A 22,110-nucleotide genomic window follows, 5' to 3' on the forward strand; every position below is an offset into this window, starting at 1 on the left:
ATGAAGCGCAATGTCGTCATCGCCACCGTCGCCGCGGCCGCACTGATTGCCGGCGGCACCGCGACCGCCGTCGCGATCGGTCACGAGGACGGGACGACAGCGTCGAACTCGTCGCCGGCACAGGGGCAGCAGGCCGACGGCGTGGCGTCGTACGAGAACGGTCAGCAGGGCGACACCAACGACACCAACAACGACAACGACGGCGGCGACGCCCGGGAGGCCCGGGCCGCCTCGGTCACCGCGCAGCAGGCGGCGGCCGCCGCGCTGAAGGCCGTGCCGGGCACGGTCACCGAGGTGGACCTGGACGACGACGCGTCCGGGGTCGCCTGGGAGGTCAGCGTCCTGGGCAAGGACGGCAGGTGGCACGACCTCACCGTGGGCGCCGACCGGGCCGAGGTCCGCCACCAGCACGTCGACCGGGACGGTGACGGCGACTTCGGCAAGGCCGAGGTTCGCGCGGCCCTGAACGACGCCGACGTCGACATCGCGCGGGCCGCCGAGAAGGCCGCCGCGCACGGCACGGTCGTGTCCGTGGAGCTGGACGGCCCGGACCACGGCACGAAGCTCGCCTGGGAGGCCGAGACGGTCACCAAAAACGGCGCCGAGCACCACGTGAACGTCGCGCCGAAGGGCGGCGCCGTGACCCAGGCGCACTCGGACGACGACGACCACGACGGCGACGACGACTGATCCGGCGCGCCCACCACAAGCCGGCGGCGCCCCCCGCCGCCCGCCCGGCCGGCCCGCTCCTCGCCCCCCGAGGAGCAGGCCGGCCGGCCCGTGTGTCAGGCCTGTCAGGCCTGTTCCGTCAGGCCCGCCACCAGCTCGTCGGCGGCGGTGTACGGGTCGAGCGTGCCGTCCGTGATGCGCCCGGCGAGGGCGCCCAGCCGGCGGTCGCCGTGCAGGTCGCCGATGCGCTCGCGGAGGGTGGTGACGGCGATCGTCTCGACCTCGCGCGCGGCCCGGGCGGTCCGCCGCTCGGCGAGCACGCCGTGCTCGTCCATCCAGGCGCGGTGCTTCTCCAGCGCCTCCACCACCTCGTCGACGCCCTCGCCGCGGGCCGCGACGGTCTTCACGATGGGCGGCCGCCAGTCGCCCGGCGCCCGGGACTCCCCCAGGCCCAGCATGTGGTTCAGCTCGCGGGCCGTGGCGTCGGCGCCGTCCCGGTCGGCCTTGTTGACGACGTAGACGTCGCCGATCTCCAGGATGCCCGCCTTGGCGGCCTGGATGCCGTCGCCCATGCCCGGCGCGAGCAGGACCATGCTGGTGTCGGCCTGCGAGGCGATCTCCACCTCGGACTGGCCCACGCCCACGGTCTCCACGAGGATCACGTCGCAGCCCGCCGCGTCCAGCACGCGGATGGCCTGCGGCGCCGCCCAGGCCAGGCCGCCGAGGTGGCCGCGGGTGGCCATGGAGCGGATGTAGACGCCGGGGTCGGAGGCGTGCTCGCTCATCCGGACCCGGTCGCCGAGCAGGGCGCCGCCGGAGAACGGCGAGGACGGGTCGACCGCGAGGACGCCCACCCGCTTGCCCGTCTTCCGGTAGGCGCTGACCAGCGCCGAGGTGGACGTGGACTTGCCGACGCCCGGCGAGCCGGTGATCCCCACGACGTATGCCCGGCCGGTCAGCGGGGCCAGCGCCGCCATCACCTCGCGCAGCTGCGGCGAGGCGCCCTCCACCAGCGAGATCAGCCGGGCCACCGCACGCGGCCGGCCCTCCCGGGCCTGGGCGACCAGGGTGGGGACATCTGCCATTGCTCAGCGCTCCGTTCTCGGTCCCTACGGGATGTACGTACGGGCCGGGGTGCGGGTGCCCGGCGGGCACCCGCACCCTCACCTGCCCGGTCGGGTCACTTGCCGGGCACCTTGACGATCAGCGCGTCACCCTGGCCGCCACCGCCGCACAGGGCCGCGGCGCCCACGCCGCCCCCGCGCCGCCGCAGTTCCAGCGCCAGGTGCAGGACGATGCGGGCGCCGGACATGCCGATCGGGTGGCCGAGCGCGATGGCGCCGCCGTTGACGTTCACCTTTTCCGGGGACACGCCGAGGTCCTTCATGGACTGCACGGCGACCGCGGCGAACGCCTCGTTGATCTCGATGAGGTCGAGGTCGGCGACCGTCAGGCCCTCCTTGCCGAGGGCGTGGTTGATGGCGTTGCCGGGCTGGGACTGCAGGGAGTTGTCCGGGCCCGCGACGTTGCCGTGCGCGCCGATCTCCGCGATCCACTCCAAGCCCAGCTGCTCGGCCTTGGCCTTGCTCATCACGACCACGGCGGCGGCGCCGTCGGAGATCTGCGAGGCGGAGCCGGCGGTGATCGTGCCGTCCTTGGCGAACGCGGGGCGCAGCTTGCCGAGGGACTCGGCGGTGGTCTCGCCGCGGATGCCCTCGTCCTGGCTGAAGACGACCGGCTCGCCCTTGCGCTGCGGGATCTCCACGGGGGTGATCTCCGCCTCGAAGAGGCCGTTCTTCTGGGCGGCCGCGGCGCGCTGGTGGGAGCGGGCCGCGATCTCGTCCTGCTCGGCGCGGCCGATGCCGAGGCGGGTGTTGTGCTTCTCGGTGGACTCGCCCATCGCGACGTTCTCGAAGGAGTCGGTGAGCCCGTCGTGCGCCATGGCGTCCAGCATTTCCACGGAGCCGTACTTGTAGCCGCCGCGGGACTTCGGGAGGAGGTGCGGGGCGTTGGTCATGGACTCCTGGCCGCCGGCCACGACGATGTCGAACTCGCCCGCGCGGATGAGCTGGTCGGCCAGCGCGATGGCGTCCAGCCCGGAGAGGCAGACCTTGTTGACGGTCAGGGCCGGGACGTTCATGGGGATGCCGGCCTTCACGGCCGCCTGGCGGGCGGGGATCTGGCCCGCGCCGGCCTGGAGGACCTGGCCCATGATCACGTACTGCACCTGGTCGCCGCCGATGCCGGCCCGGTCCAGCGCGGCCTTGATGGCGAAACCTCCCAGGTCCGCGCCGGAGAAGGACTTCAGGGAGCCCAGCAGGCGCCCCATGGGAGTGCGGGCCCCCGCGACGATCACGGAGGTGGTGCTGCCGTTCGATGAGGACATCAGCGCGGCCCTTCCTGTGCAGGGAAGTTAACGAGGGTTTTCATCAATGTACTGAGCGGTACCGCACCGGGTCACCGGGCTGTGGATGTGATCGCGCGCACGTTGCGTAATCATGCGTGCGAGCGGTGCACTGGAGAAATGCTGACGCGAATCGACCACATCGGGATCGCCTGTCATGACCTCGACGCGACCGTCGAGTTCTACCGGGCGACGTACGGGTTCGAGGTCTTCCACGAGGAGATCAACGAAGAGCAGGGCGTGCGCGAGGCCATGCTCAAGATCAACGATACGTCGGACGGCGGTGCTTCGTACCTGCAGCTGCTGGAACCGACCCGGGAGGATTCAGCCGTGGGCAAGTGGCTGACGAAGAACGGTGAGGGGGTGCACCACATCGCCTTCGGCACCGCGGATGTGGACGGTGATGCTGCTGACATCCGCGGGAAGGGCGTACGGGTCCTCTACGACGAGCCGCGGACCGGTTCGATGGGCTCCCGGATCACCTTCCTGCACCCCAAGGACTGCCATGGAGTGCTGACCGAACTGGTCACGGCCTCCCAAGAGCACTGACCTTCGCGTTCCCCGGCCGGTAGAGTGCTGCTTCGGCCGGGGTCCGGATCGGGGCTCGGTCCAATCTCCGCCGATGATCTGACACCATTTCTTCGGAAGGGTCAGCTCCACGCACGACGGAGCCGGCCGCCACCATGACCAGGGGACGGATGGGACCGCGCAGTGCGGGGCAACGACCGCTACGAGGCTGACGATCACCTCTCGCAGTTCGAGGCCGAGATGGAGCGGCTGAAGACGGAGCGGGACAAGGCCGTCCAGCATGCCGACGACCTCGGCTATCAGGTCGAAGTTCTGCGTGCCAAGCTTCACGAGGCACGCCGTACCCTCATGACGCGCCCGGCGTACGACAACGTCAGCGCGCAGGCCGAACAACTGCTGCGGAACGCCCAGATCCAGGCGGACCAGCTGCGCGCGGACGCCGAGCGCGAACTGCGCGAGGCCCGGGCCCAGACGCAGCGCCTCCTGCAGGAGCAGGCCGAGCGCCAGTCGCAGCTGGAAGCGGAGCTGCACACCGAAGCGGTGGAGCGGCGCCGCCGGCTGGACGAGGAACTGAACGAGCGCCGGGCCACCGTCGAGAGCCACGTCAACGAGAACGTCGCCTGGGCCGAGCAGCTGCGCGCCCGTACCGAGGCCCAGGCCCGCCGGCTCATGGACGAGTCCCGGGCCGAGGCCGAGCAGCAGCTCGCGCACGCCCGCGCCGAGGCCCAGCGGCTGGCCGAGCAGGCCCGCGAGCGGCTGGGCGCCGAGGCGGAGCAGGCCCGTGCCGAGGCCGACGCCATCCTGCGCCGCGCCCGCACGGACGCCGAACGGCTGCTGAACGCCGCCTCCACCCAGGCCCAGGAGGCCACCGACCAGGCCGAACAGCTGCGGGCCTCCACGGCCGGCGAGTCCGAGGAAGCCCGCCGGCGCAGCGCCGAGCTGACCCGCGCCGCCGAGGAGCGGATGCAGGAGGCCGACACGGCGCTGCGCGAGGCGCGCGCCCGGGCCGAGAAGCTCGTCGAGGAGGCCGAGGCCGACGCCGCCAAGCGGCTGACCGCGTCCGAGTCGGAGAACGAGCAGCGCACCCGTACGGCCAAGCAGGAGATCGCCCGGCTGGTCACCGAGGCCACCAAGGAGGCCGAGGCGCTCAAGGCCGAGGCCGAGCAGCTGCGCGCGGACGCCAAGGCCGAGGCCGAGCGGCTGGTCGCGGAGGCCCAGGAGGCCGCCCGCGCCAAGGCCGCCGAGGACTCCGCGGCACAGCTGGCGAAGGCCGCGCGGTCCGCCGAGGAGATGGTCAGCAAGGCGTCGGAGGACGCCAAGGCCACCACCAAGGCCGCCGCCGAAGAGGCCGAGCGGATCCGCAAGGAGGCCGAGACCGAGGCGGACCGGCTGCGCGAGGAGGCGCACGAGACCGCCCAGCAGCTCAAGGGCGCCGCCAAGGACGACACCAAGGAGTACCGCGCCAAGACCGTCGAACTGCAGGAGGAGGCGCGCCGGCTGCGCGGCGAGGCCGAGCAGCTGCGGTCCGAGGCCGTCGACGAGGGCGAGCGGATCCGCGGCGAGGCGCGCCGCGAGGCCGTGCAGCAGATCGAGGAGGCCGCGGCCACCGCCGAGGAGCTGCTTGCCAAGGCCAAGTCCGACGCCGAGGAGACCCGTTCGGGCGCGACGGCGGACAGCGAACGGCTGCGCGCCGAGACCGCCGAGCGCACCGCGCAGCTGCGTGCGCAGGCCGAAGAGGCCCTGGAGCAGGCCCGCCAGGAGGCCGAGGACCTGCACGCCGCGGCCGAGGAAGCGGCGGCCGCCACCCGTACCGAGGCCGAGGAGGCCGCCGCCGAGCTGCGGGCCGAGGCCGAGCGCAGCGCGGACGAGCGCCGCGAGCTGGCCCAGGCCGAGCTGGACCGGCTGCACAACGAGGCGGCGGAGCGGGTCGCCGCGGCCGAGACGGCGCTGCGCGAGGCCCGCGAGGAGGCCGAACGGCTCCGCAAGGAGGCCCAGGAGGAGACCGCGCGGCTGAAGGCGGAGTCCGCCGAGCGCCGCCGGGAGAAGGAGCAGCAGGCCGAGGAGGAGGCCGAGCGGCTGCGGACCGAGGCCGCCTCGGACGCCGCCGAGGCACGGGCCGAGGCCGAGGCCACCGCGAACCGGCTGCGCAGCGAGGCGGCCGCCGAGGCCGAGCAGCTGAAGGCGGACGCGCAGGAGACCGCCGACCGGGTACGCGCGGAGGCCGCCGCGGCGGCCGAGCGTACGGGTACGGAGGCCGCCGAGGCGCTGGCCGCCGCGCAGGAGGAGGCGGCCCGCCGTCGCCGGGAGGCCGAGCAGCAGCTGGGCGAGGCCCGCGAGGAGGCCCACCAGGAGCGCACGGCGGCCCGCGAGCAGAGCGAGGAGCTGCTGGCCGCGGCGCGCGCCCGGGTGGCCGAGGCGCAGACCGAGGCCGAGCGGCTGGTGGAGGAGGCGGACCGGCGCGCCGAGGAGCTGGTCGCCACCGCCGAGCAGACCGCGCAGCAGGTGCGGGACGCGGTCGCCGGGCTGCACGAGCAGGCCGAGGAGGAGATCGCCGGGCTGCGCTCGGCCGCCGAGCACGCGGCACAGCGTACGAAGGAGGACGCGGAGCAGGAGGCGGACCGGGTCCGCTCCGACGCGTACGACGAGCGCGAGCGCGCCTCGCAGGACGCCGGCCGCATCCGGCAGGACGCGCAGACCGAGGCCGAGGCCGCCAAGTCGTTGGCGGAGCGCACGGTTTCGGAGGCCATCGCCGAGGCGGAGCGGCTGCGCAGGGAGGCCAACGGCGCGCTGGAGGAGGCGCGCGAGGCCGCCAACCGGCGCCGCGCGGAGGCCGCCGAGCAGGCCGACGAACTGCTGGGCGAGGCCCAGCGGGAGGCCGAGCGGGCGGTGGCCGAGGCGGGCGCCGAGGCCGAGCGGCTGCGCGCGGAGGCCAACGGCGCGCTGGACGAGGCGCGCGAGGAGGCCAACCGCCGCCGCAGCGAGGCCGCCGAGCAGGCGGACGAACTGCTGGGCGAGGCCACCGCGCAGGCCGAGAAGCTGGTCGCGGACGCCACGGAGAAGGCGCAGCAGCTGCGCACCCAGGCCTCGGACGCGCTGGCCGCCGCCGAGCAGGACGCGGCGCGGGCCCGTGCCGAGGCCCGCGAGGACGCCAACCGGATGCGGTCGGAGGCCGCGGAGCAGGCGGACCGGCTGATCGCCGAGGCCCGTACGGAGGCCGAGCGGATCGTCAACGAGGCCACCGAGCTGACCTCGTCGGCCCAGGCGGACGCCGACCGTTCGATCCGCGAGGGCCAGGAGGCGGCCGACCGGCTGCGGGCCGAGGCCGGCGAGCAGGCCGAGCGGCTCGTCGCGGACGCCACGGCGCAGGCCGAGCGGCTGCGTGCGGAGGCCGCCGAGACGCTGGAGAACGCCCGCACGGAGGCGGAGCGGACGGCGGACGAGGCGCGCAAGGACGCGGCGAAGCGCCGTGCCGACGCCGCGGAGCAGGCGGACAGCCTGATCTCCGAGGCCGGTACGGAGGCCGAGCGGCTGCGTACGGAGGCGGCGGAGAACACCGCGGCGGCGGAGCGGGAGGCGGACCGTACCCGGGCCGACGCCCGCGAACAGGCCGACCGGATGCTCGCCGAGGCGTCGGCCGACGCGGACCGGATGCGGTCCGAGGCCGCCGAAACGGTCACCTCGGCGCAGCAGCACGCGCAGCGCACCCGGACCGAGGCCGACCAGGTCAAGGCGGACGCCGAGGCCGAGGCCGAGCGGTTCAGGAACGAGGCGCTGGAGGAGGCCGAGCGCACGCTGGACGAGGCGCGCAAGGACGCGGCCAAGCGCCGTGCCGACGCCGCCGAGCAGGCGGACCAGCTGATCGCCAAGGCGCAGGAGGAGGCGCTGAAGGCGGCCACCGCGGCCGAGGAGCAGGCCGACACCATGGTCGGCGTGGCCCGCAAGGAGGCCGAGCGGATCGTCGCGGAGGCCACGGCGGACGGCAACGCCCGGGTGGAGAAGTCGCGTACGGACGCCGACACCCTGCTCAGCGAGGCGCGCGGGGACGCGACCGCGATCCGGGAGCGCGCCGAGGAGCTGCGGGCCCGCATCGAGGCCGAGGTCGAGGAGCTGCACGAGCGGGCGCGCCGGGAGTCGGCCGAGGCGATGAAGTCGGCGGGCGAGCGGGTCGACAAGCTCATCGCGCAGGCCGAGGCGCAGCGCGTGGAGGCCGAGGAGACGGCCAGGGAGATGCTGTCGGACGCGAGCAGCGAGGCCAGCAAGGTCCGCATCGCGGCGGTGAAGAAGGCCGAGGGCCTGATCAAGGAGGCCGAGCAGAAGAAGGCGAAGGCCGTACGGGAGGCCGAGGCGCTGCGTACCGAGGCCGAGCAGGAGGCCCAGCGGATCGTGGACGACGGGAAGCGCGAGCTGGAGGTGCTGGTCCGCCGCCGGGAGGACATCAACACCGAGATCTCGCGGGTCCAGGATGTCCTGGAAGCGCTGGAGTCGTTCGAGACGCCGGGTGGCGCCGGCGGCGGTGGTAAGGGAGGCTCGTCGCAGGGTTCCGGATCGGGGGGCGTCAAGGCCGCGGCGGGCGCGGGGGCAACTCGTTCGGGTGGCAAGCAGTCTGATGGTTAGCCACTCAAATGAGGGGTCATTCTCCACTTCAAACGGTCAATGACTCGATGACACGCCGCTCGGGCCCCTAGGATTCCCCTTATCACCTCACCGGTCTCTTTCGACAGGAACCCCATGAGCGACACTTCCTCCCCCTTCGGTTTCGAGCTCGTGCGGCGTGGGTACGACCGCGGTCAGGTCGACGACCGCATTACGAAGCTCGTCGCCGACCGCGACAGCGCGCTGGCCCGTATCACCTCGCTGGAAAAGCGCATCGAGGAACTCCATCTCGAAACGCAGAACGCCCAGGCCCAGGTCAACGACGCCGAGCCGTCCTACGCGGGCCTCGGTGCCCGGGTCGAAAAGATCCTCCGTCTCGCCGAGGAGGAGGCCAAGGACCTGCGCGAGGAAGCGCGCCGGGCCGCCGAGCAGCACCGCGAGCTCGCCGAGTCGGCCGCCCAGCAGGTGCGGAACGACGCCGAGCAGTTCGCCGCCGAGCGCAAGGCCAAGGCGGAGGACGAGGGCGCCCGGATCGTCGAGAAGGCCAAGGGCGAGGCGCAGCAGCTGCGCTCCGACGCGCAGAAGGACGCGCAGTCCAAGCGCGAGGAGGCGGACTCCCTCTTCGAGGAGACCCGCGCGAAGGCCGCCCAGGCCGCCGCCGACTTCGAGACGAACCTCGCCAAGCGCCGCGAGCAGTCCGAGCGGGATCTCGCCTCGCGCCAGGCCAAGGCCGAGAAGCGGCTCGCGGAGATCGAGCACCGCGCCGAGCAGCTCCGCCTGGAGGCCGAGAAGCTGCGTACGGACGCGGAGCGCCGGGCCCGCCAGACGGTGGAGACCGCGCAGCGCCAGGCCGAGGACATCGTGGCCGACGCGAACGCCAAGGCGGACCGTATCCGCAGCGAGTCCGAGCGCGAGCTGGCGGCGCTGACGAACCGCCGCGACTCCATCAACGCCCAGCTCACCAACGTCCGCGAGATGCTCGCGACGCTGACGGGTGCGGCGGTGGCCGCCGCCGGCACGCCGGGCGAGGAGGAGTCCTCCCGCGGGGTGCCCGCGCAGCAGGGTCGCTGACGCGGCTTGAAGTCGACGTTCCGCCCCGTGCCGTGGTCCGCGGTGCGGGGCGGTTGCGTGTCCGGGCACGGTGGCTCGTACGGGTGCCGGTGTCGTGCCCATGCAGGCCGTATCGCGGCCTGGCGGCCGCTCGTCCTCGAGCGCCGGACGGGCTTGCATTGCCGGGCACGCCCTCGTGCAGCGGACGGGACCGCGCGGCATGGGCCCGTACGGCTGCATTCCGGCGGCGGGCAGGGCGTGCCGCCCGTACCGTGGCCGCATGATCGAGATTGAAGGGCTGACGAAGCGGTACGGCGAGAAGCTCGCCGTCGACCGGCTGACCTTCACCGTTCGGCCCGGCATCATCACCGGCTTCCTCGGCCCCAACGGCGCGGGCAAGTCCACCACCATGCGGATGATGCTCGGCCTGGACAACCCCACCGCCGGCACGGTCCGCATCGACGGCAAGCACTACCGGCAGCTGAAGGACCCGCTCACGTACCTCGGCGCCCTGCTGGACGCCAAGGCGATGCACGGCGGCCGCAGCGCCTACCACCACCTGCTCTGCCTGGCGCAGAGCAACGGCATTCCGCGCGCCCGCGTCCACCAGGCGCTGGACACGGTGGGCCTGACCGCCGTCGCCAAGAAGCGCGCCAAGGGCTTCTCGCTCGGCATGGGCCAGCGGCTCGGCATCGCCGCCGCGCTGCTCGGCGACCCGCGGATCCTGATGTTCGACGAGCCGGTCAACGGTCTCGACCCCGAGGGCATCCACTGGATCCGCAACCTCATGAAGGGACTGGCGGCCCAGGGCCGTACGGTCTTCGTCTCCTCGCACCTGATGAGCGAGATGGCGCTGACCGCCGATCACCTGGTCGTCATCGGGCAGGGCCGGCTGCTCGCCGACACCTCCATGGCCGAGTTCATCCGGCGCAACTCGCGCAGCTACGTCCGGATGCGCTCGCCGGAGCACGAGCGGCTGCGGGACGTGCTGGCGACGGCCGGGCACACCGCCGTACCGGCCAAGGACGGGGCGTGGGAGATCGACGGGGTGAGCGCCGACCGGCTGGGCGAGCTGGCCGCCGGGCACGGCCTCGTCCTGCACGAACTCAGCCCGCAGCAGGCGTCACTGGAGGAGGCGTTCATGCAGCTCACCGCGGAGTCGGTGGAGTACCACGCGCACTCGGGGCCATCGGGCTCAACGGCCCCGGCGGACCCCGCGGCTCCGGCGGCCCCGGCGGCCCCGGCGGCCCCGGCGGCCCCGGAGCCTGCCGGGCCGGGTGCGGACCCGCAGGCGGGGCCCGCCGGCGGCTGGGGCGCGGACTGGCGCCGGAAGAACCGGGATAACCGGACGAACCGAAAGAACCGGAAGAACCGGAAGAAGGGGCGCTGACGATGGCGGTGGTCTCCCAGGTCATCGGCTCGGAATGGACCAAGATCAGGTCGGTGCGCTCCACGGTGTGGACGCTGGGCCTCACCGTGGTCGTCACGGTCGTGCTGGGCGCGCTGATCTGCCTGCTCGTCAAGAACGACTTCGGGTCCATGCCGGCCCGTGAGCGGCTGACGTTCGACCCGACCAACACGGCCTTCGCCGGCATGGGGCTGGGCCAGCTCGCGATGATCGTCTTCGGGGTGCTGGTGGTCTCCAACGAGTACAGCACCGGCATGATCCGCACCTCGCTCGCCGCCGTGCCGCAGCGCGGCACCTTCCTCTTCAGCAAGGTCGTCGTGGCCACCGTGCTCGCGTTCGTCGTGGCGCTGGTGACCGCCTTCGTCGCCTTCTTCCTCGGCCAGGCCATGCTCGGGCCCGACCTGCGGGTCGCGCTGGGCGATCCGGGCGTGCTGCGCGCGGTGTTCGGCGGCGCGCTCTACATGACGCTGATCGCGATGTTCTCCATGGGCGTGGCCGCGATGCTGCGCAGCCCGATGCTCTCGCTGGGCATCCTGATGCCGTTCTTCTTCCTGATCTCCAACATCCTCGGCACCGTCTCGGCGACCCGGAAGATCGGCCGCTACCTCCCCGACCAGGCGGGCCAGCGGATCATGAAGGTGGTGCTCACCGACGACGTCCCGTACGGGCCGTGGTCCGGGCTCGGCATCATGGCCCTGTGGGTCGTCGCCGCGCTGGTCGGCGGGTTCGTCCTGCTGAAGCGGCGGGACGCGTGACGTCGGTGCGGGCCGCCGGCCTCGGCGCCGTACCGGCCCTGGAACCGCTCAGCTATCCGGGACGCCCGGTGACGGCGCCCGCCCTCCTGGACGGCGACGCGCTGCTGCCGCTCACCGCCGTCCCCGGGCCGCACCGGGTCGGCGGCTGGCGGCTCGGCCCGGACCCCGACCACACGCTCGACGACGTGCTGGGCACCCGCGGCCTGTCGCTCACCGGGCGGCGCCACCCCGTCCTCGCCGTCGGCTCCAACGCCTCCCCCGCCCAGGTCGCCTACAAGCTCGCGCAGCGCGACGTGCCGGTGGCCGTGCCGATGGTCCCGGTCCGCGTCGGCGGCCTCGGCGTGGGCAGCTCCGCGCACGTCGGCACGCCGGGTTACGTGGCCGCCGCGCCCTTCGCCGACCCGCACGCGGAGGTGACGCTCGTGGCGGGCTGGCTGGACGCCGCGCAGCTGGCGGTCGTGGACGCCACCGAGGCCCGCTACCACCGGATCCTGCTGCCCGGCGACCGGTTCCCGATGACGCTGCCGTCCGGGGAGCGGCTGAGCGGCGCGTACCTCTACGTCAGCCGGTACGGCGTGCTCGCCGGGCCGGACGGCCGGCCGCGGCCCGCCGGGGCGCAGCCGGCGCTGCTCGGTGCGCTGCTGGCCGGCTCGGCGGCGCTGCGGCGGCTGCTCGGTCCCGACCCGAAGACGTGGGTGAAGCGGGCCTCGGCGGACGCGGCGGTGCGGGCCGCGGCCCGGCAGGTCTTCCGCGCGGAGGGCCGGGTGGTGCCGCAGCCGGAGTTCGCCCCATACGTGGACGATGACGCGGAGGTCCTGACGTACGACGACCTTCCGCCCATCGGAGGCGGCACGGGACTTCGTGGGTCACCGACACGCGGGGATTGAGTGGAACCGTCAATGGCTCGATAGCCTCCTAACCCTCACGGGGGCATGAGGTCGCTTTGGCACGCCCTGCCCCACACCATCTCGCGAGGGGCGGAGAATGATCGAGGCAGTCGGCCTGACGAAGCGCTACGGCGCCAAGACGGCCGTGCACAACCTGTCGTTCCAGGTACGGCCGGGCACCGTCACCGGCTTCCTGGGGCCCAACGGGTCCGGGAAGTCCACGACGATGCGCATGATCCTGGGGCTGGACACCCCGACGGCCGGGCACGTGACGATCGGCGGTCACCCCTTCCGCAAGCTGCCGAACGCGCCCCGCCAGGTCGGCGCGCTGCTCGACGCCAAGGCCGTGCACGGCGGCCGCAGCGCCCGCCAGCACCTGCTGTCGCTGGCCCAGCTCTCCGGCATCCCGGCCCGCCGGGTGGACGAGGTACTGGGCCTGGTCGGCCTGCAGGACGTGGCCAGGAAGCGGTCCAAGGGCTTCTCGCTCGGCATGGGGCAGCGGCTCGGCATCGCCTCCGCGATGCTCAGCGACCCCCAGGTGCTGCTCTTCGACGAGCCGGTCAACGGCCTGGACCCGGAGGGCATCCTCTGGGTACGCAACCTGATGAAGCAGCTGGCCTCGGAAGGCCGTACGGTCTTCGTCTCCTCGCACCTGATGAGCGAGATGGCGCTGACCGCCGAGCACCTGATCGTCATCGGCCGCGGGCAGCTGCTCGCCGACATGAACGTCAAGGACTTCATCGCGGCCAACTCCGCCGGCTTCGCGCGGGTCCGCACGCCCGACACCGAGCCGGGCCTGGCCGAGAAGCTGACCGCTGCGCTGAGCGCGGCGGGCGGCCAGGTCGCGCCCGAGCCGGACGGCGCGCTGCGCGTGACCGGGCTGGCGCTGCCGCGGATCAGCGATCTGGCGCACGAGGCGGACGTCCGGCTGTGGGAGCTCTCGCCGCACCAGGCCTCGCTGGAAGAGGCGTACATGCAGCTGACGCAGGGCGCGGTGGACTACCGCTCGGCGGTGCCGCCGCAGGTCCCGCACGGCGCGGTGCCGCCGCAGGCGATCGCGCAGCCGCCCGGGATGGAGCCGCAGGGGTACGCGGGCGGCCCGCCGGCCGGGGTGCCGGGGCCGTACGCCGGACAGCCGGGCCCGTTCCCCGGCGCGCAGCCGCAGGGCGCGCCCGTGCCCGGCCCGTACGGAGCGCCTCCGCAGCCCCAGCCGCACCCGCAGGCCCAGCCGCAGGCCCCTGCCGGGCCGCCGCCCGCCGCCCCCGCCGACCCGACCCAGCAGCACAGCGAGGACGCCCGATGACCTCCCCCGACCAGCCGCAGCAGCAGCCGCGCCAGGACGTACCGCCCCGCCAGGACGAGGGCACGATGATGCTGAACGCCGTCGGAGCGCGGAGCGGACAGCAGCCGGGTGCCCAGCCGCAGGCGCAGGCACAGCCCCAGGCACAGCCGCAGCCGCAGCAGTACCAGCAGCCCGCGGCGGTGCCCCAGCAGCAGCACGCGCCGCACGCCGCCGCTCCCCCGCAGTCGCAGCTGCCCGGGTCCGGCTACGTCTCGCCCATACCGGTGCGGCGGGCGCACCTGGGCCATGCGCTGGCCTCGGAGTGGACGAAGATCAAGTCGGTCCGCTCCACGGTGTGGACGCTCGGCGTGATGATCGTCCTCGTCGTCGGCATCGGCGCGCTCACCGGCATCGGCATCTCCGCCAGCGGCACGAACCTGCGCGGTGAATCGCCGCTGGGCTTCGGCATGTTCGGCATGCTGCTCGGCCTGATGTGCGTGATCACGCTGGGTGTGCTGTGCGTCTCCTCCGAGTACGGCACCGGCATGATCCGTACGACGCTGACCGCCTGCCCCAGCCGGGCGCGGGTGCTGGCCGCCAAGGCGATCGTCTTCTTCCTGCTGTCCTTCGTGGTCACGGCCGTGACCACGGCCGTGGTGGCGCTGCTGCTGACCGGCGTGCTCGGCGGTCAGGGCGGGGCCACGCCGAGCGGGTCGGAGTGGTTCAAGGCGACGGTCGGCGTCAGCCTCTACGTCGCGGTGATCGGGCTGCTCGCGCTGGGCGTGGGCGCGCTGCTGCGGCACTCCGCCGGCGCCATCACCATCATGATCGGCCTCGTGCTGCTGCCGCTGGTGCTGGCGCTGTTCATGATGTCGGAGAGCCTGTCCGACCTGCGGGAGTGGCTGTTCGAGTACTCCATCCCCAGCCAGCTCGGCGTGATGTACAGCAACGCCGTGGCCGACTCCGGCCCGTCGGGCTGGGAACCGCTGTGGATCATGACCGGGCTGACGGCCGTCGTCCTCGGCGGCGCCTTCTTGGCGCTCCACCAGCGGGACGTGTAGGCACCCACCGGGAACGGCCCTCGGAGGGGTCGGAAAGCAGCCGGAAAGCAGCCGGAAAGCACCGCGCCGCAGGTCAGTATCTGGGCGCGTTACGGGACCGCTGGAGCCGGGCGCTCCGGCGGTCCCGCGCGTTCCAGCAGGCCTTGTGCCAGTGCCGGCGGTCGTCGCCGTCGCTGTGCTGCGGCCAGGCCACCACGTGCGGCACGCCGGGCGGGATCTCCTGGTCACAGCCCGGGCAGCGGTAGTGCTTGGCCGCCGCGCCCCCGCCGATGTGGCGCACGTACCACTGTTCGCCGCGCCACTCCTCCGTACTCTCCAGGCCGTACCGGCTGCCGCCCACGCGGTCCGAGGGTTTCTCACCGCCGCGTGGACGGTTTCGACGGGGGGACACTGGGCACCTCGGGACTTCTCTGGGGGAGTAACGGCCTGTCACCAGACTACGGTGCGGGGCCGGCGTCCCGGGCCCCCTGTCGCAATGCTGCGATCATCAGGAAACTTCGCCGGGAGCCGTGCCTTTGGCACGTGTCAGCCGTTGTTGCCTGTAAGGGGGATGTCGCGTCGGCTGCGAGGAGGCAGAAGAGCGATGCGCGTTGGGGCATTCATCCTGGCCGCCCAGTTTCCGGGCCAGGGCGAGGGGGAGACACTGCACCGGGCCGTCCGGTCCGCCGAGGTGGCCGAGGAGGCCGGTCTCGACGACGTCTGGGTGGCCGAGCACCATTTCGTGCCGTACGGCATCTGTCCGTCGGCGGTGACGCTGGCCGCGCAGCTGCTGGGGCGTACGCACCGCATCGGGGTCGGCACCGCCGTCAGCGTACTGCCGACGGCGCATCCGGTCGCGGTGGGTGAGCAGGCGGCGCTGCTGCATCTGACGTCCGGCGGGCGCTTCACGCTCGGCGTCGGGCGGGGCGGGCCGTGGGTGGACCTGGAGGTCTTCGGATCCGGGCTCGCGGCGTACGAGGAGGGTTTCCCGGAATCCCTGGACCTGCTGCTGCGCTGGCTGCGCGAGCCGCGGGTCGGGGCCGACGGGGCGCGGTACGCCTTCCGGGACGTGGCGGTGGTGCCGCGGCCCGCGGAGGAGCCGGCCGGGCGGGACGGGCCGCCGGTGGTGGTCGCCTGCACCTCTCCCGGGTCCGTGCGGCTGGCGGCCGAGCGCGGCCTGCCGATGCTGCTGGGGATGCACGCGGCGGACGAGGAAAAGGCCGAGATGGTCGCCTGCTGGCGGCGTGCGGCGCTGGCCGCGGGGCGGGATCCGGACGAAGTCGCCGCGGTCGGACACGTCACCGCGGGCGTGGCCCAGATCGCCGACACCCGGCAGGACGCCAAGGAGATCCTGCGGAAGTCGATGCCGGGCTGGCTGCGCCAGGGCCTGGCGGCCCATGTCACGGTCGACGGCCGGCACCGCGCCATGCGGGATCCGCTGGCCTACACCGAGCTGCTGTGCCGGCTCCATCCGGTGGGGACACCGGAGAGCTGCGTCGCCCGGCTCGCCGAGACGGCGGAGCGGACGGGGATCAGGCGCTACGCCCTGCTGGTCGAGGGCTCCGGCGACCTCGCCACGACGGAGGAGAACATCCGCCGGCTGGGCAAAGAGGTCCTGCCGATGCTGTCCTGAGCGTGCCGCGGGATGCGACCGGGCGAGAGACCCCAGGGACCGGGGGGTCAGGAGAGAACGCTCAGGTGCCCGAGGGACCGTCCGCCCGTCGGCGGGGCCGGGTGGCCCCGCCGGCGGACCGTGGTCCGATGCCGCCGCTCACGTGCTGGCGCGAACGCCACATCCCATGCACGGAGCGGCGGCAACTCCGATCAGCAGTCGCGCAATTCGGGCGACTGGTTCAGCAACTGGCCGCGTACGGAGGTGAAGCGGGCCAGCCGATCGTCCACCGCCGGATCGAGCGGGAAGACCGCGACCCGGTGGCAGTTCTGGAACGCCAGCCGCACGCCGAAATGGCGTTCAAGCGACCCGCGTATCGCGTCACTCGCCAGCGCTCGCAGCAGTTGGCCACGCGCCTGCTCGTCGGGCGGCGGGGTCAGGTTGTCGGCGAACTCTCCGCCGTCCACCTTCAGTCGAGCCACCAGCGAGCTGATCATCTCCCATGCGTAGGGCAGAGAGGTCCGGACGCAGTCGACAAATGCGGCTTCGTCGACCTCGCCTCGCTCGGCCTGTTCGAGGAGGGCCGGTGAGACGTCGAGCGACATGAGGTTCTCCTCTCGCGGCTCCATAAGGGGCGGAGCCTCAGGGACAGGGCAGGGAATCGCCACGCAGCGTGTCCGCGTCACGACGCCCCGCGTCAACGGTATTCCGCCTTTCTTGACCGCACCAGGAGATTGGGCACACAACCGGCCACGGGAGTCCGCCGGAGCTGCGTCGGTTTCGGGCGCAACGTCGCGTGCTTACCGGACGCGCCGTCTTCCGGGCCTCCCGGGCGGACGGTACGGGCGAATCGCGTGCACCACCCGCCGTCGAGTAGCGTGGCGCACCATGCGTCTCGTCATCGCCCGTTGCTCCGTGGACTACGCCGGCCGGCTCACCGCCCACCTGCCCTCCGCCCCCCGTCTGATCCTCGTCAAGGCAGACGGCAGCGTCTCCATCCACGCTGACGACAGGGCCTACAAACCGCTCAACTGGATGTCCCCGCCGTGCACGCTCAAGGGTGGCGACGGCGACGTGTGGACCGTGGAGAACAAGGCCGGCGAGAAGCTCATCATCACGATGGAGGAGATCATGCACGACTCCTCCCACGAGCTCGGCGTGGACCCGGGGCTCATCAAGGACGGCGTGGAAGCCCACCTGCAGGAGCTGCTCGCCGACCGGATCGACACCCTCGGCGAGGGTTACTCCCTGATTCGGCGCGAATATCCCACCGCGATCGGCCCGGTGGACATTCTGTGCCGGGATGCGGACGGCGGGACCGTCGCCGTGGAGATCAAGCGGCGCGGCGAGATCGACGGTGTCGAGCAGCTGACCCGCTACCTCGAACTCCTCAACCGCGACCCGCACCTCGCCCCCGTGAAGGGGGTGTTCGCGGCGCAGGAGATCAAGCCGCAGGCCCGGGTGCTGGCCACCGACCGCGGCATCGGCTGCGTCGTCCTGGACTACGACGCGCTGCGCGGCATCGAGGACGACAAGCTGCGGCTGTTCTAGAAGCCCGGCCCTCCCCCGTACCTACGCACCGGCCCGCCCGCGAACCTCTCGCGGGCGGGCCGGTGTGCGACGTTCGGGGCCGGGTGCGGTCAGGCCGTCGGCTCGCCCGCTCCCGACGCGGTGTCGTCGGGGCCCGCGCTCATCGGGCTGCTCGCCGAGGGGCCGCTCGCGGTCTGCGACGGGCTCTGCGAGTCGCCGGTGGTCGGGTCGTCCGTCGGGTCCGGAGTGGTCGGCTCCTCCGTCGGCGTGGGGTCCTCCGTCGGGTCGGTGGGGTCGCTCGTCGGCGGCGTGGGCTTGTGGGTGGGCTCGTGGGTCGGTTTGTGCGTGGGGGGCGTCGGCTTGCCCGGCGAGGTCGTCGGCCCCGTGGAGTCGGAGGGCTCGTCGCCCGGCTCGGTGGTGCCCGGGGTGGTGGGCTCGCCGCTGGTGGCGGGGTCGCCGGGGCGGGTGGTGCCGGAGTCGGCGGGCTCGCCGGTACGGGCGCCGGTGCCGCCGTTCCAGGGGCCGGAGCCGCGGCTCGAACCCTGGCTCGGCTCGTCGGCGGTGAGGCCGCCGTCGTCCTTGCCCTCCTCGGCCGACTGCTCCGACTTGACCTTGTCGGCGGGGGTGTCGCCGCCGGAGGTGGCGCCGAGCGTCACGATCGTGCCGAGGACGGCGGCCAGCAGGGCGCCCGCGCCGGCCGCGACCACGTTGCGGCGCGCGCCGCTGAAGACCGCCCGCTTCTTCTTCGCGGGGGCCGACGGCGCCGGCTCGGCGGTGACGGCGGGGGCCAGCACGGTCGCCGCGGTCTCGTCCACCCGCGGCACCGGCGTGGTGATCGCGGTCGGGGAGCCGGGCGGCGAGGCCGACTCGTCCGTCCCGACCAGCGGCACCTCCTCGCCGGCCGCCGCCACCGCGGCCGCGGTGACCTCGGTCGACACGGGCACCCCGGTACGGTCGGCGACCAGGGCGAGGGCGCGCCGGCCCGCGACGGCGCCGCGCCGGTCGGCGAGCGCGCCGCGCAGCCCGATGGACGCCTCCAGTTCGGCGCGGGCCTTGTCCGGGTTGCCCAGGCAGAGCGCGAGGACGCCCAGCTCGTGGTGGAAGTACGCCTCTTCGCCGACCTCGCCGGCGATCCTGGCGGCCTCCTGGCCGTGCCGGAGGCTGCGCTCCCAGGCGTTCCACTGCAGGGCGGCGGCGAAGGCGGGGGCGGCGGTGCGGGCGAGCAGCACGGCGGCGCTGGCGTGGCCGGACTCGCGGCTCGCGGTGAGCCGGGCCATCGCGGCGAGCATCGCGTCGGCTTCGGCCGCGGCCCGCTCGGGGGCGACCGAGTGGTGTCCGGCCCACCAGGAGTAGTGCTGCGCCGCGGCGTGCGCACGGCCGGCGGCGCCCTCGGCGTAGCCGGCGGCGGTGAGCTGGTCCAGCACGGTCGCGGCGAGGCGGTGGTGGGTGCCGGCGGGGCTGACGAGCCCGCAGGCCAGCAGGTCGCCGAGGACGGCGTCGGCGTGCGGGTCCTTGAACAGCGCGGGGAGGTGGGCGGGGTGCGGGAGGTCGCCGCCGAGGGCGACGGCCAGCCGCAGCGTGTCCTGCGCGACAGGGGTCAGCCGCTCCGCGATGAGCGTGGCGAACGAGCCGGCCTGCGGAATGCCGGGCAGCGGCGGTACGTCCGCCGGGCCCGTCGGGTCGCCGTCCTCCGCCGTACCGTCCGTCGGCGCATCGGTGCGCAGCCGGTCGCGCTGCCGCAGGACCGCGCCGGCCTGCAGGAAGCGCAGCGGCAGCCCCTCGGACTCGAACCAGAGGTCGCCCGCCCAGGCGGCCTCCTCCTCGGTGAGCGGCCGGCCCGCCGCGCGCTCCAGCAGTTCCTGGCAGGCGGCGCGGCCGAGCCCTGAGACGAAGACCTCTTCGATGTGCGAGGCGGCGGAGGGCGCGGGCACGTCGGTCGTGGCCGAGAGCAGGAAGGCGCACTCGGGGGTGGCGGCCAGCAGCTCCTCCAGCGGCTCGCCGCCGAACTCCAGGTCGTCCACGAGCACCACGGCGCCGATGCCGGCGAGCGCGGTGAGCAGCTCGGGGCGGCCCGGCCGGTACGTCGGCGTGCGGTGCACGGCGGCGAAGAGGTCGTACATCAGGTCGGTGGCCGTGCGGCGGTACCCGGAGAGCCGGACGACGCCGTCGGGCGCGAGGCCGGCGCAGGCGGTGGCGACCGCGTCCAGCAGCCGCGTGCGGCCGGCGCCGGCGGGGCCGGTGAGGCGTACGGAGCGGCCGCGGGTGAGCAGCCGGGTCAGCCGGTCGGTCTCCTCCTGGCGCTCCAGCAGCGGGAGGCGGTCCACGGGGTGCGCGAGGCCGCCGGGCGGCACCGGCGGCGCGCTCGTGGCGCGGTTCCGCTCGGCGCGCTCCTTGGGCGTCTGCTTCTGCGGTGCGCCCGGCTCCTCGCCCGGCGGGGTCGGTTCGATCTCGCTGCCGTCGACGGGGTTGACGGTGAGCAGGTAGTCGCCGGCGATCAGGCGGGCGGTGCGCGCCGGGCCGTCCGGCGGCGTGAACTGCCGGCTGCCGGTGCCGGACGGGAACGGGCCCGCAGGGTGGTCCTGCGCGCTGTGCTCCTCCGGCCGCCGGCCGTTGTGCGGATCCATGGAATCGAGCCCCCCAGATGCGTGGCGTGCCGAACTGCTCTCCCGGCCGTCCGCACTCCCCGACCGGGCCGGGACGGGTCGCCCCGGCCGCCGCTGTGGTCCGGTGTCCGCCGCGGCCGTCCGGGACGCGACGAAACCGAACATTAAGCCTCGGACAGTATCTATGATGCGCCGGGGTCCTGCTCTGACCGGTACGTCACGGATTCGTGAGGATCACCGCGTATGCGCCACTTCCGCCTCCCACTTCCCGGCGGCCGTACGGCTCCTCGCAGGTCACCCGGTCTCAGACGCGGGGCAGCGACTCCGCTTCGATGCCGCCCTCGATGGCCAGAATGCGATGCAACCGGGTGGCCACCAGCAGGCGCTGCATCTGGGGCGGCACTCCGCGCAGCACGAGACGGCGGTTCACCCGGCCCGCACGGCGGTGCGCGCCCATGATCACGCCGAGCCCGGTGGCGTCCCAGGAGTCCAGCTCGGTCAGGTCCAGTACCAGGTCGCCACGGCCGGAGTCGACGGCGGTGTGCAGGGCCGTACGGGCGTCCGCCGCGCTGCGTACGTCGAGGCGCCCCCCGACGACCAGCTCGGCGTGGTCGCCCTTGATGTGCATATGCGCTCCCCGTAGTGATGCGAAATGTTTTTTGCGTCTACAGAACTGACTGCCTCTCACACGACGAAGTTGCCGCCTGTAAGCGAACCGATACCGAAATCACTCGGCCGAGTGACGGCCGAACGGGTGTGGCATCGGGTCGTGCGGGAACCCCGGCGTTCCCCGGGCCGAGGTCCGGGGCGCGGGCTTCCGGAGCCCGCGCCCGTGGTCGGGCACGGACTTCTCAGTGCTCGTAGAATCCCTGCCCGCTCTTGCGGCCGATATCGCCTGCATCCACCATGCGGCGCATGAGCTCCGGCGGCGCGAACTTCTCGTCCTGCGATTCGGTGTAGATGTTCTCGGTGGCGTGCAGGAGGATGTCGACGCCCGTGAGGTCGGCGGTGGCCAGCGGGCCCATCGCGTGCCCGAAGCCCAGCTTGCAGGCGGTGTCGATGTCCTCGGCGGTGGCCACGCCGGACTCGTAGAGCTTGGCGGCCTCGACGACCAGCGCCGAGATGAGCCGGGTGGTGACGAAGCCGGCCACGTCACGGTTGACGACGATGCAGGTCTTGCCGACCGACTCGGCGAACTCCCGCGCGGTGGTGAGCGTTTCGTCGGTGGTCTTGTAACCGCGCACCAGCTCACACAGCTGCATCATCGGCACCGGCGAGAAGAAGTGCGCACCCACGACCCGCTCGGGGCGGGAGGTGGCCGCCGCGATCTTGGTGATCGGGATGGCGGAGGTGTTGGAGGCCAGGACGGTGTCCTCCCGGACCAGCTTGTCCAGCTCCTGGAAGATCTCCCGCTTGATCTCGATCTTCTCGAAGACGGCCTCGACGACGATGTCCGCGTCGGCGGCCGCGTCCAGGTCGGTGGTGGTGGTGATGCGGGCCAGCGCCTGCTCGGCGGCGGCCGCGTCCAGCTTGCCCTTGGCGACGAACTTCTCGTACGACGCCTCGATGCCGCTGCGGCCGCGGGCCAGCGCGCCGTCGGTGACGTCCCGGAGGGTCACGTCCCAGCCGGCCTGCGCCGAGACCTGTGCGATACCGGATCCCATGAGTCCGGCCCCGATGACGGCGAGCTTCCTTGCCACTGAACGACCCCTCACACCCTGTGCACTTCACGACTTCTCCCGGGCGACG

General features: G+C 73.4%; 18 protein-coding genes. 11 read left to right on the plus strand and 7 right to left on the minus strand.

The window, feature by feature from the left end; all coding sequences use genetic code 11:
- Nucleotides 1–690, plus strand: a complete 690-nt coding sequence (locus IF20_RS12105; protein ID WP_052865105.1) for a PepSY domain-containing protein — start codon at nt 1–3, stop codon at nt 688–690.
- A 104-nt stretch (nt 691–794) separates the two neighbouring features.
- Here IF20_RS12105 and meaB read toward each other — a convergent pair whose 3' ends face one another.
- Entirely contained in the window at nt 795–1,754 is a 960-nt protein-coding gene (meaB, locus tag IF20_RS12110; RefSeq protein WP_052865106.1) for a methylmalonyl Co-A mutase-associated GTPase MeaB, read from the minus strand.
- 95 nt (nt 1,755–1,849) lie between these two features.
- Nucleotides 1,850–3,025 carry an acetyl-CoA C-acetyltransferase gene (locus IF20_RS12115; protein WP_052865202.1) on the minus strand — a complete coding sequence of 392 codons (1,176 nt, stop codon included), beginning with the start codon at nt 3,023–3,025 and terminating at the stop codon, nt 1,850–1,852.
- Nucleotides 3,026–3,193: 168 nt separating this feature from the next.
- Between IF20_RS12115 and mce the strand changes: the two genes are divergently transcribed.
- The 8 genes from mce to IF20_RS12155 all read left to right on the plus strand — a co-directional run bounded on the left by mce (nt 3,194) and on the right by IF20_RS12155 (nt 14,637).
- The gene (gene mce, locus IF20_RS12120) at nt 3,194–3,622 is read left to right on the plus strand and encodes a methylmalonyl-CoA epimerase (protein WP_052865107.1); all 429 of its coding nucleotides are present in this window, start codon (nt 3,194–3,196) and stop codon (nt 3,620–3,622) included.
- A 162-nt stretch (nt 3,623–3,784) separates the two neighbouring features.
- Complete coding sequence (gene scy, locus IF20_RS12125; protein WP_052865108.1) at nt 3,785–8,215, plus strand: polarized growth protein Scy; 4,431 nt, start codon at nt 3,785–3,787, stop codon at nt 8,213–8,215.
- A 114-nt stretch (nt 8,216–8,329) separates the two neighbouring features.
- Nucleotides 8,330–9,265: a coiled-coil domain-containing protein gene (locus IF20_RS12130; RefSeq protein WP_052865109.1), complete on the plus strand. Its 936-nt coding sequence runs from the start codon at nt 8,330–8,332 to the stop codon at nt 9,263–9,265.
- Between the two features lie 259 nt (nt 9,266–9,524).
- On the plus strand, nt 9,525–10,634 hold the full coding sequence (locus tag IF20_RS12135) for an ABC transporter ATP-binding protein (RefSeq protein WP_052865203.1): 1,110 nt from the start codon (nt 9,525–9,527) through the stop codon (nt 10,632–10,634).
- A gap of 2 nt (nt 10,635–10,636) precedes the next feature.
- Entirely contained in the window at nt 10,637–11,407 is a 771-nt protein-coding gene (locus IF20_RS12140) for an ABC transporter permease (RefSeq protein WP_052865110.1), read from the plus strand.
- Nucleotides 11,404–12,294, plus strand: coding sequence for a hypothetical protein (locus IF20_RS12145; protein WP_234426614.1), 891 nt, complete (start codon nt 11,404–11,406; stop codon nt 12,292–12,294). Before IF20_RS12140 ends, IF20_RS12145 begins: the two co-directional genes overlap by 4 nt.
- 97 nt (nt 12,295–12,391) lie before the next feature.
- Nucleotides 12,392–13,597 (plus strand): ABC transporter ATP-binding protein, encoded by a 1,206-nt coding sequence (locus tag IF20_RS12150; protein ID WP_052865111.1) that lies wholly within the window; start codon nt 12,392–12,394, stop codon nt 13,595–13,597.
- Nucleotides 13,594–14,637, plus strand: a complete 1,044-nt coding sequence (locus IF20_RS12155; protein WP_234426615.1) for an ABC transporter permease subunit — start codon at nt 13,594–13,596, stop codon at nt 14,635–14,637. Before IF20_RS12150 ends, IF20_RS12155 begins: the two co-directional genes overlap by 4 nt.
- Before the next feature lie 73 nt (nt 14,638–14,710).
- Here IF20_RS12155 and IF20_RS12160 read toward each other — a convergent pair whose 3' ends face one another.
- On the minus strand, nt 14,711–15,028 hold the full coding sequence (locus IF20_RS12160) for a hypothetical protein (RefSeq protein ID WP_052865112.1): 318 nt from the start codon (nt 15,026–15,028) through the stop codon (nt 14,711–14,713).
- Nucleotides 15,029–15,220: 192 nt separating this feature from the next.
- On the opposite strand from IF20_RS12160, the gene IF20_RS12165 reads away from it, so the two are divergent.
- Nucleotides 15,221–16,249 carry an LLM class flavin-dependent oxidoreductase gene (locus tag IF20_RS12165; RefSeq protein WP_052865113.1) on the plus strand — a complete coding sequence of 343 codons (1,029 nt, stop codon included), beginning with the start codon at nt 15,221–15,223 and terminating at the stop codon, nt 16,247–16,249.
- Nucleotides 16,250–16,440: 191 nt separating this feature from the next.
- Here the strand turns inward: IF20_RS12165 and IF20_RS12170 are convergent, their stop codons facing one another.
- Entirely contained in the window at nt 16,441–16,833 is a 393-nt protein-coding gene (locus tag IF20_RS12170; protein WP_052865114.1) for an SCO5389 family protein, read from the minus strand.
- Between the two features lie 283 nt (nt 16,834–17,116).
- On the opposite strand from IF20_RS12170, the gene nucS reads away from it, so the two are divergent.
- On the plus strand, nt 17,117–17,779 hold the full coding sequence (gene nucS, locus IF20_RS12175) for an endonuclease NucS (RefSeq protein WP_052865115.1): 663 nt from the start codon (nt 17,117–17,119) through the stop codon (nt 17,777–17,779).
- An 89-nt stretch (nt 17,780–17,868) separates the two neighbouring features.
- Here the strand turns inward: nucS and IF20_RS12180 are convergent, their stop codons facing one another.
- From IF20_RS12180 to IF20_RS12190, 3 genes are all read right to left on the minus strand, one after another.
- Complete coding sequence (locus IF20_RS12180; RefSeq protein ID WP_052865116.1) at nt 17,869–20,382, minus strand: ATP-binding protein; 2,514 nt, start codon at nt 20,380–20,382, stop codon at nt 17,869–17,871.
- 283 nt (nt 20,383–20,665) lie between these two features.
- Nucleotides 20,666–20,989 carry an STAS domain-containing protein gene (locus IF20_RS12185; protein ID WP_052865117.1) on the minus strand — a complete coding sequence of 108 codons (324 nt, stop codon included), beginning with the start codon at nt 20,987–20,989 and terminating at the stop codon, nt 20,666–20,668.
- A 223-nt stretch (nt 20,990–21,212) separates the two neighbouring features.
- Nucleotides 21,213–22,061, minus strand: a complete 849-nt coding sequence (locus IF20_RS12190; RefSeq protein ID WP_052865118.1) for a 3-hydroxyacyl-CoA dehydrogenase family protein — start codon at nt 22,059–22,061, stop codon at nt 21,213–21,215.
- Nucleotides 22,062–22,110: the final 49 nt, after the last annotated feature.

This window comes from Streptomyces niger (assembly GCF_000718305.1).
GTDB classification, from domain to species: Bacteria; Actinomycetota; Actinomycetes; order Streptomycetales; family Streptomycetaceae; genus Streptomyces; species Streptomyces niger.

Excerpts from the sequence above, each read along its gene's own strand:
- nucS (WP_052865115.1), top strand. The coding sequence starts at position 17,117 with ATGCGTCTCGTCATCGCCCGTTGCTCCGTGGACTACGCCGGCCGGCTC.
- IF20_RS12105 (WP_052865105.1), top strand. The coding sequence starts at position 1 with ATGAAGCGCAATGTCGTCATCGCCACCGTCGCCGCGGCCGCACTGATT.
- IF20_RS12140 (WP_052865110.1), top strand. The coding sequence starts at position 10,637 with ATGGCGGTGGTCTCCCAGGTCATCGGCTCGGAATGGACCAAGATCAGG.
- IF20_RS12165 (WP_052865113.1), top strand. The coding sequence starts at position 15,221 with ATGCGCGTTGGGGCATTCATCCTGGCCGCCCAGTTTCCGGGCCAGGGC.
- IF20_RS12150 (WP_052865111.1), top strand. The coding sequence starts at position 12,392 with ATGATCGAGGCAGTCGGCCTGACGAAGCGCTACGGCGCCAAGACGGCC.
- IF20_RS12180 (WP_052865116.1), bottom strand. The coding sequence starts at position 20,382 with ATGGATCCGCACAACGGCCGGCGGCCGGAGGAGCACAGCGCGCAGGAC.
- IF20_RS12130 (WP_052865109.1), top strand. The coding sequence starts at position 8,330 with ATGAGCGACACTTCCTCCCCCTTCGGTTTCGAGCTCGTGCGGCGTGGG.
- IF20_RS12135 (WP_052865203.1), top strand. The coding sequence starts at position 9,525 with ATGATCGAGATTGAAGGGCTGACGAAGCGGTACGGCGAGAAGCTCGCC.
- mce (WP_052865107.1), top strand. The coding sequence starts at position 3,194 with ATGCTGACGCGAATCGACCACATCGGGATCGCCTGTCATGACCTCGAC.
- IF20_RS12170 (WP_052865114.1), bottom strand. The coding sequence starts at position 16,833 with ATGTCGCTCGACGTCTCACCGGCCCTCCTCGAACAGGCCGAGCGAGGC.
- IF20_RS12185 (WP_052865117.1), bottom strand. The coding sequence starts at position 20,989 with ATGCACATCAAGGGCGACCACGCCGAGCTGGTCGTCGGGGGGCGCCTC.
- IF20_RS12155 (WP_234426615.1), top strand. The coding sequence starts at position 13,594 with ATGACCTCCCCCGACCAGCCGCAGCAGCAGCCGCGCCAGGACGTACCG.
- meaB (WP_052865106.1), bottom strand. The coding sequence starts at position 1,754 with ATGGCAGATGTCCCCACCCTGGTCGCCCAGGCCCGGGAGGGCCGGCCG.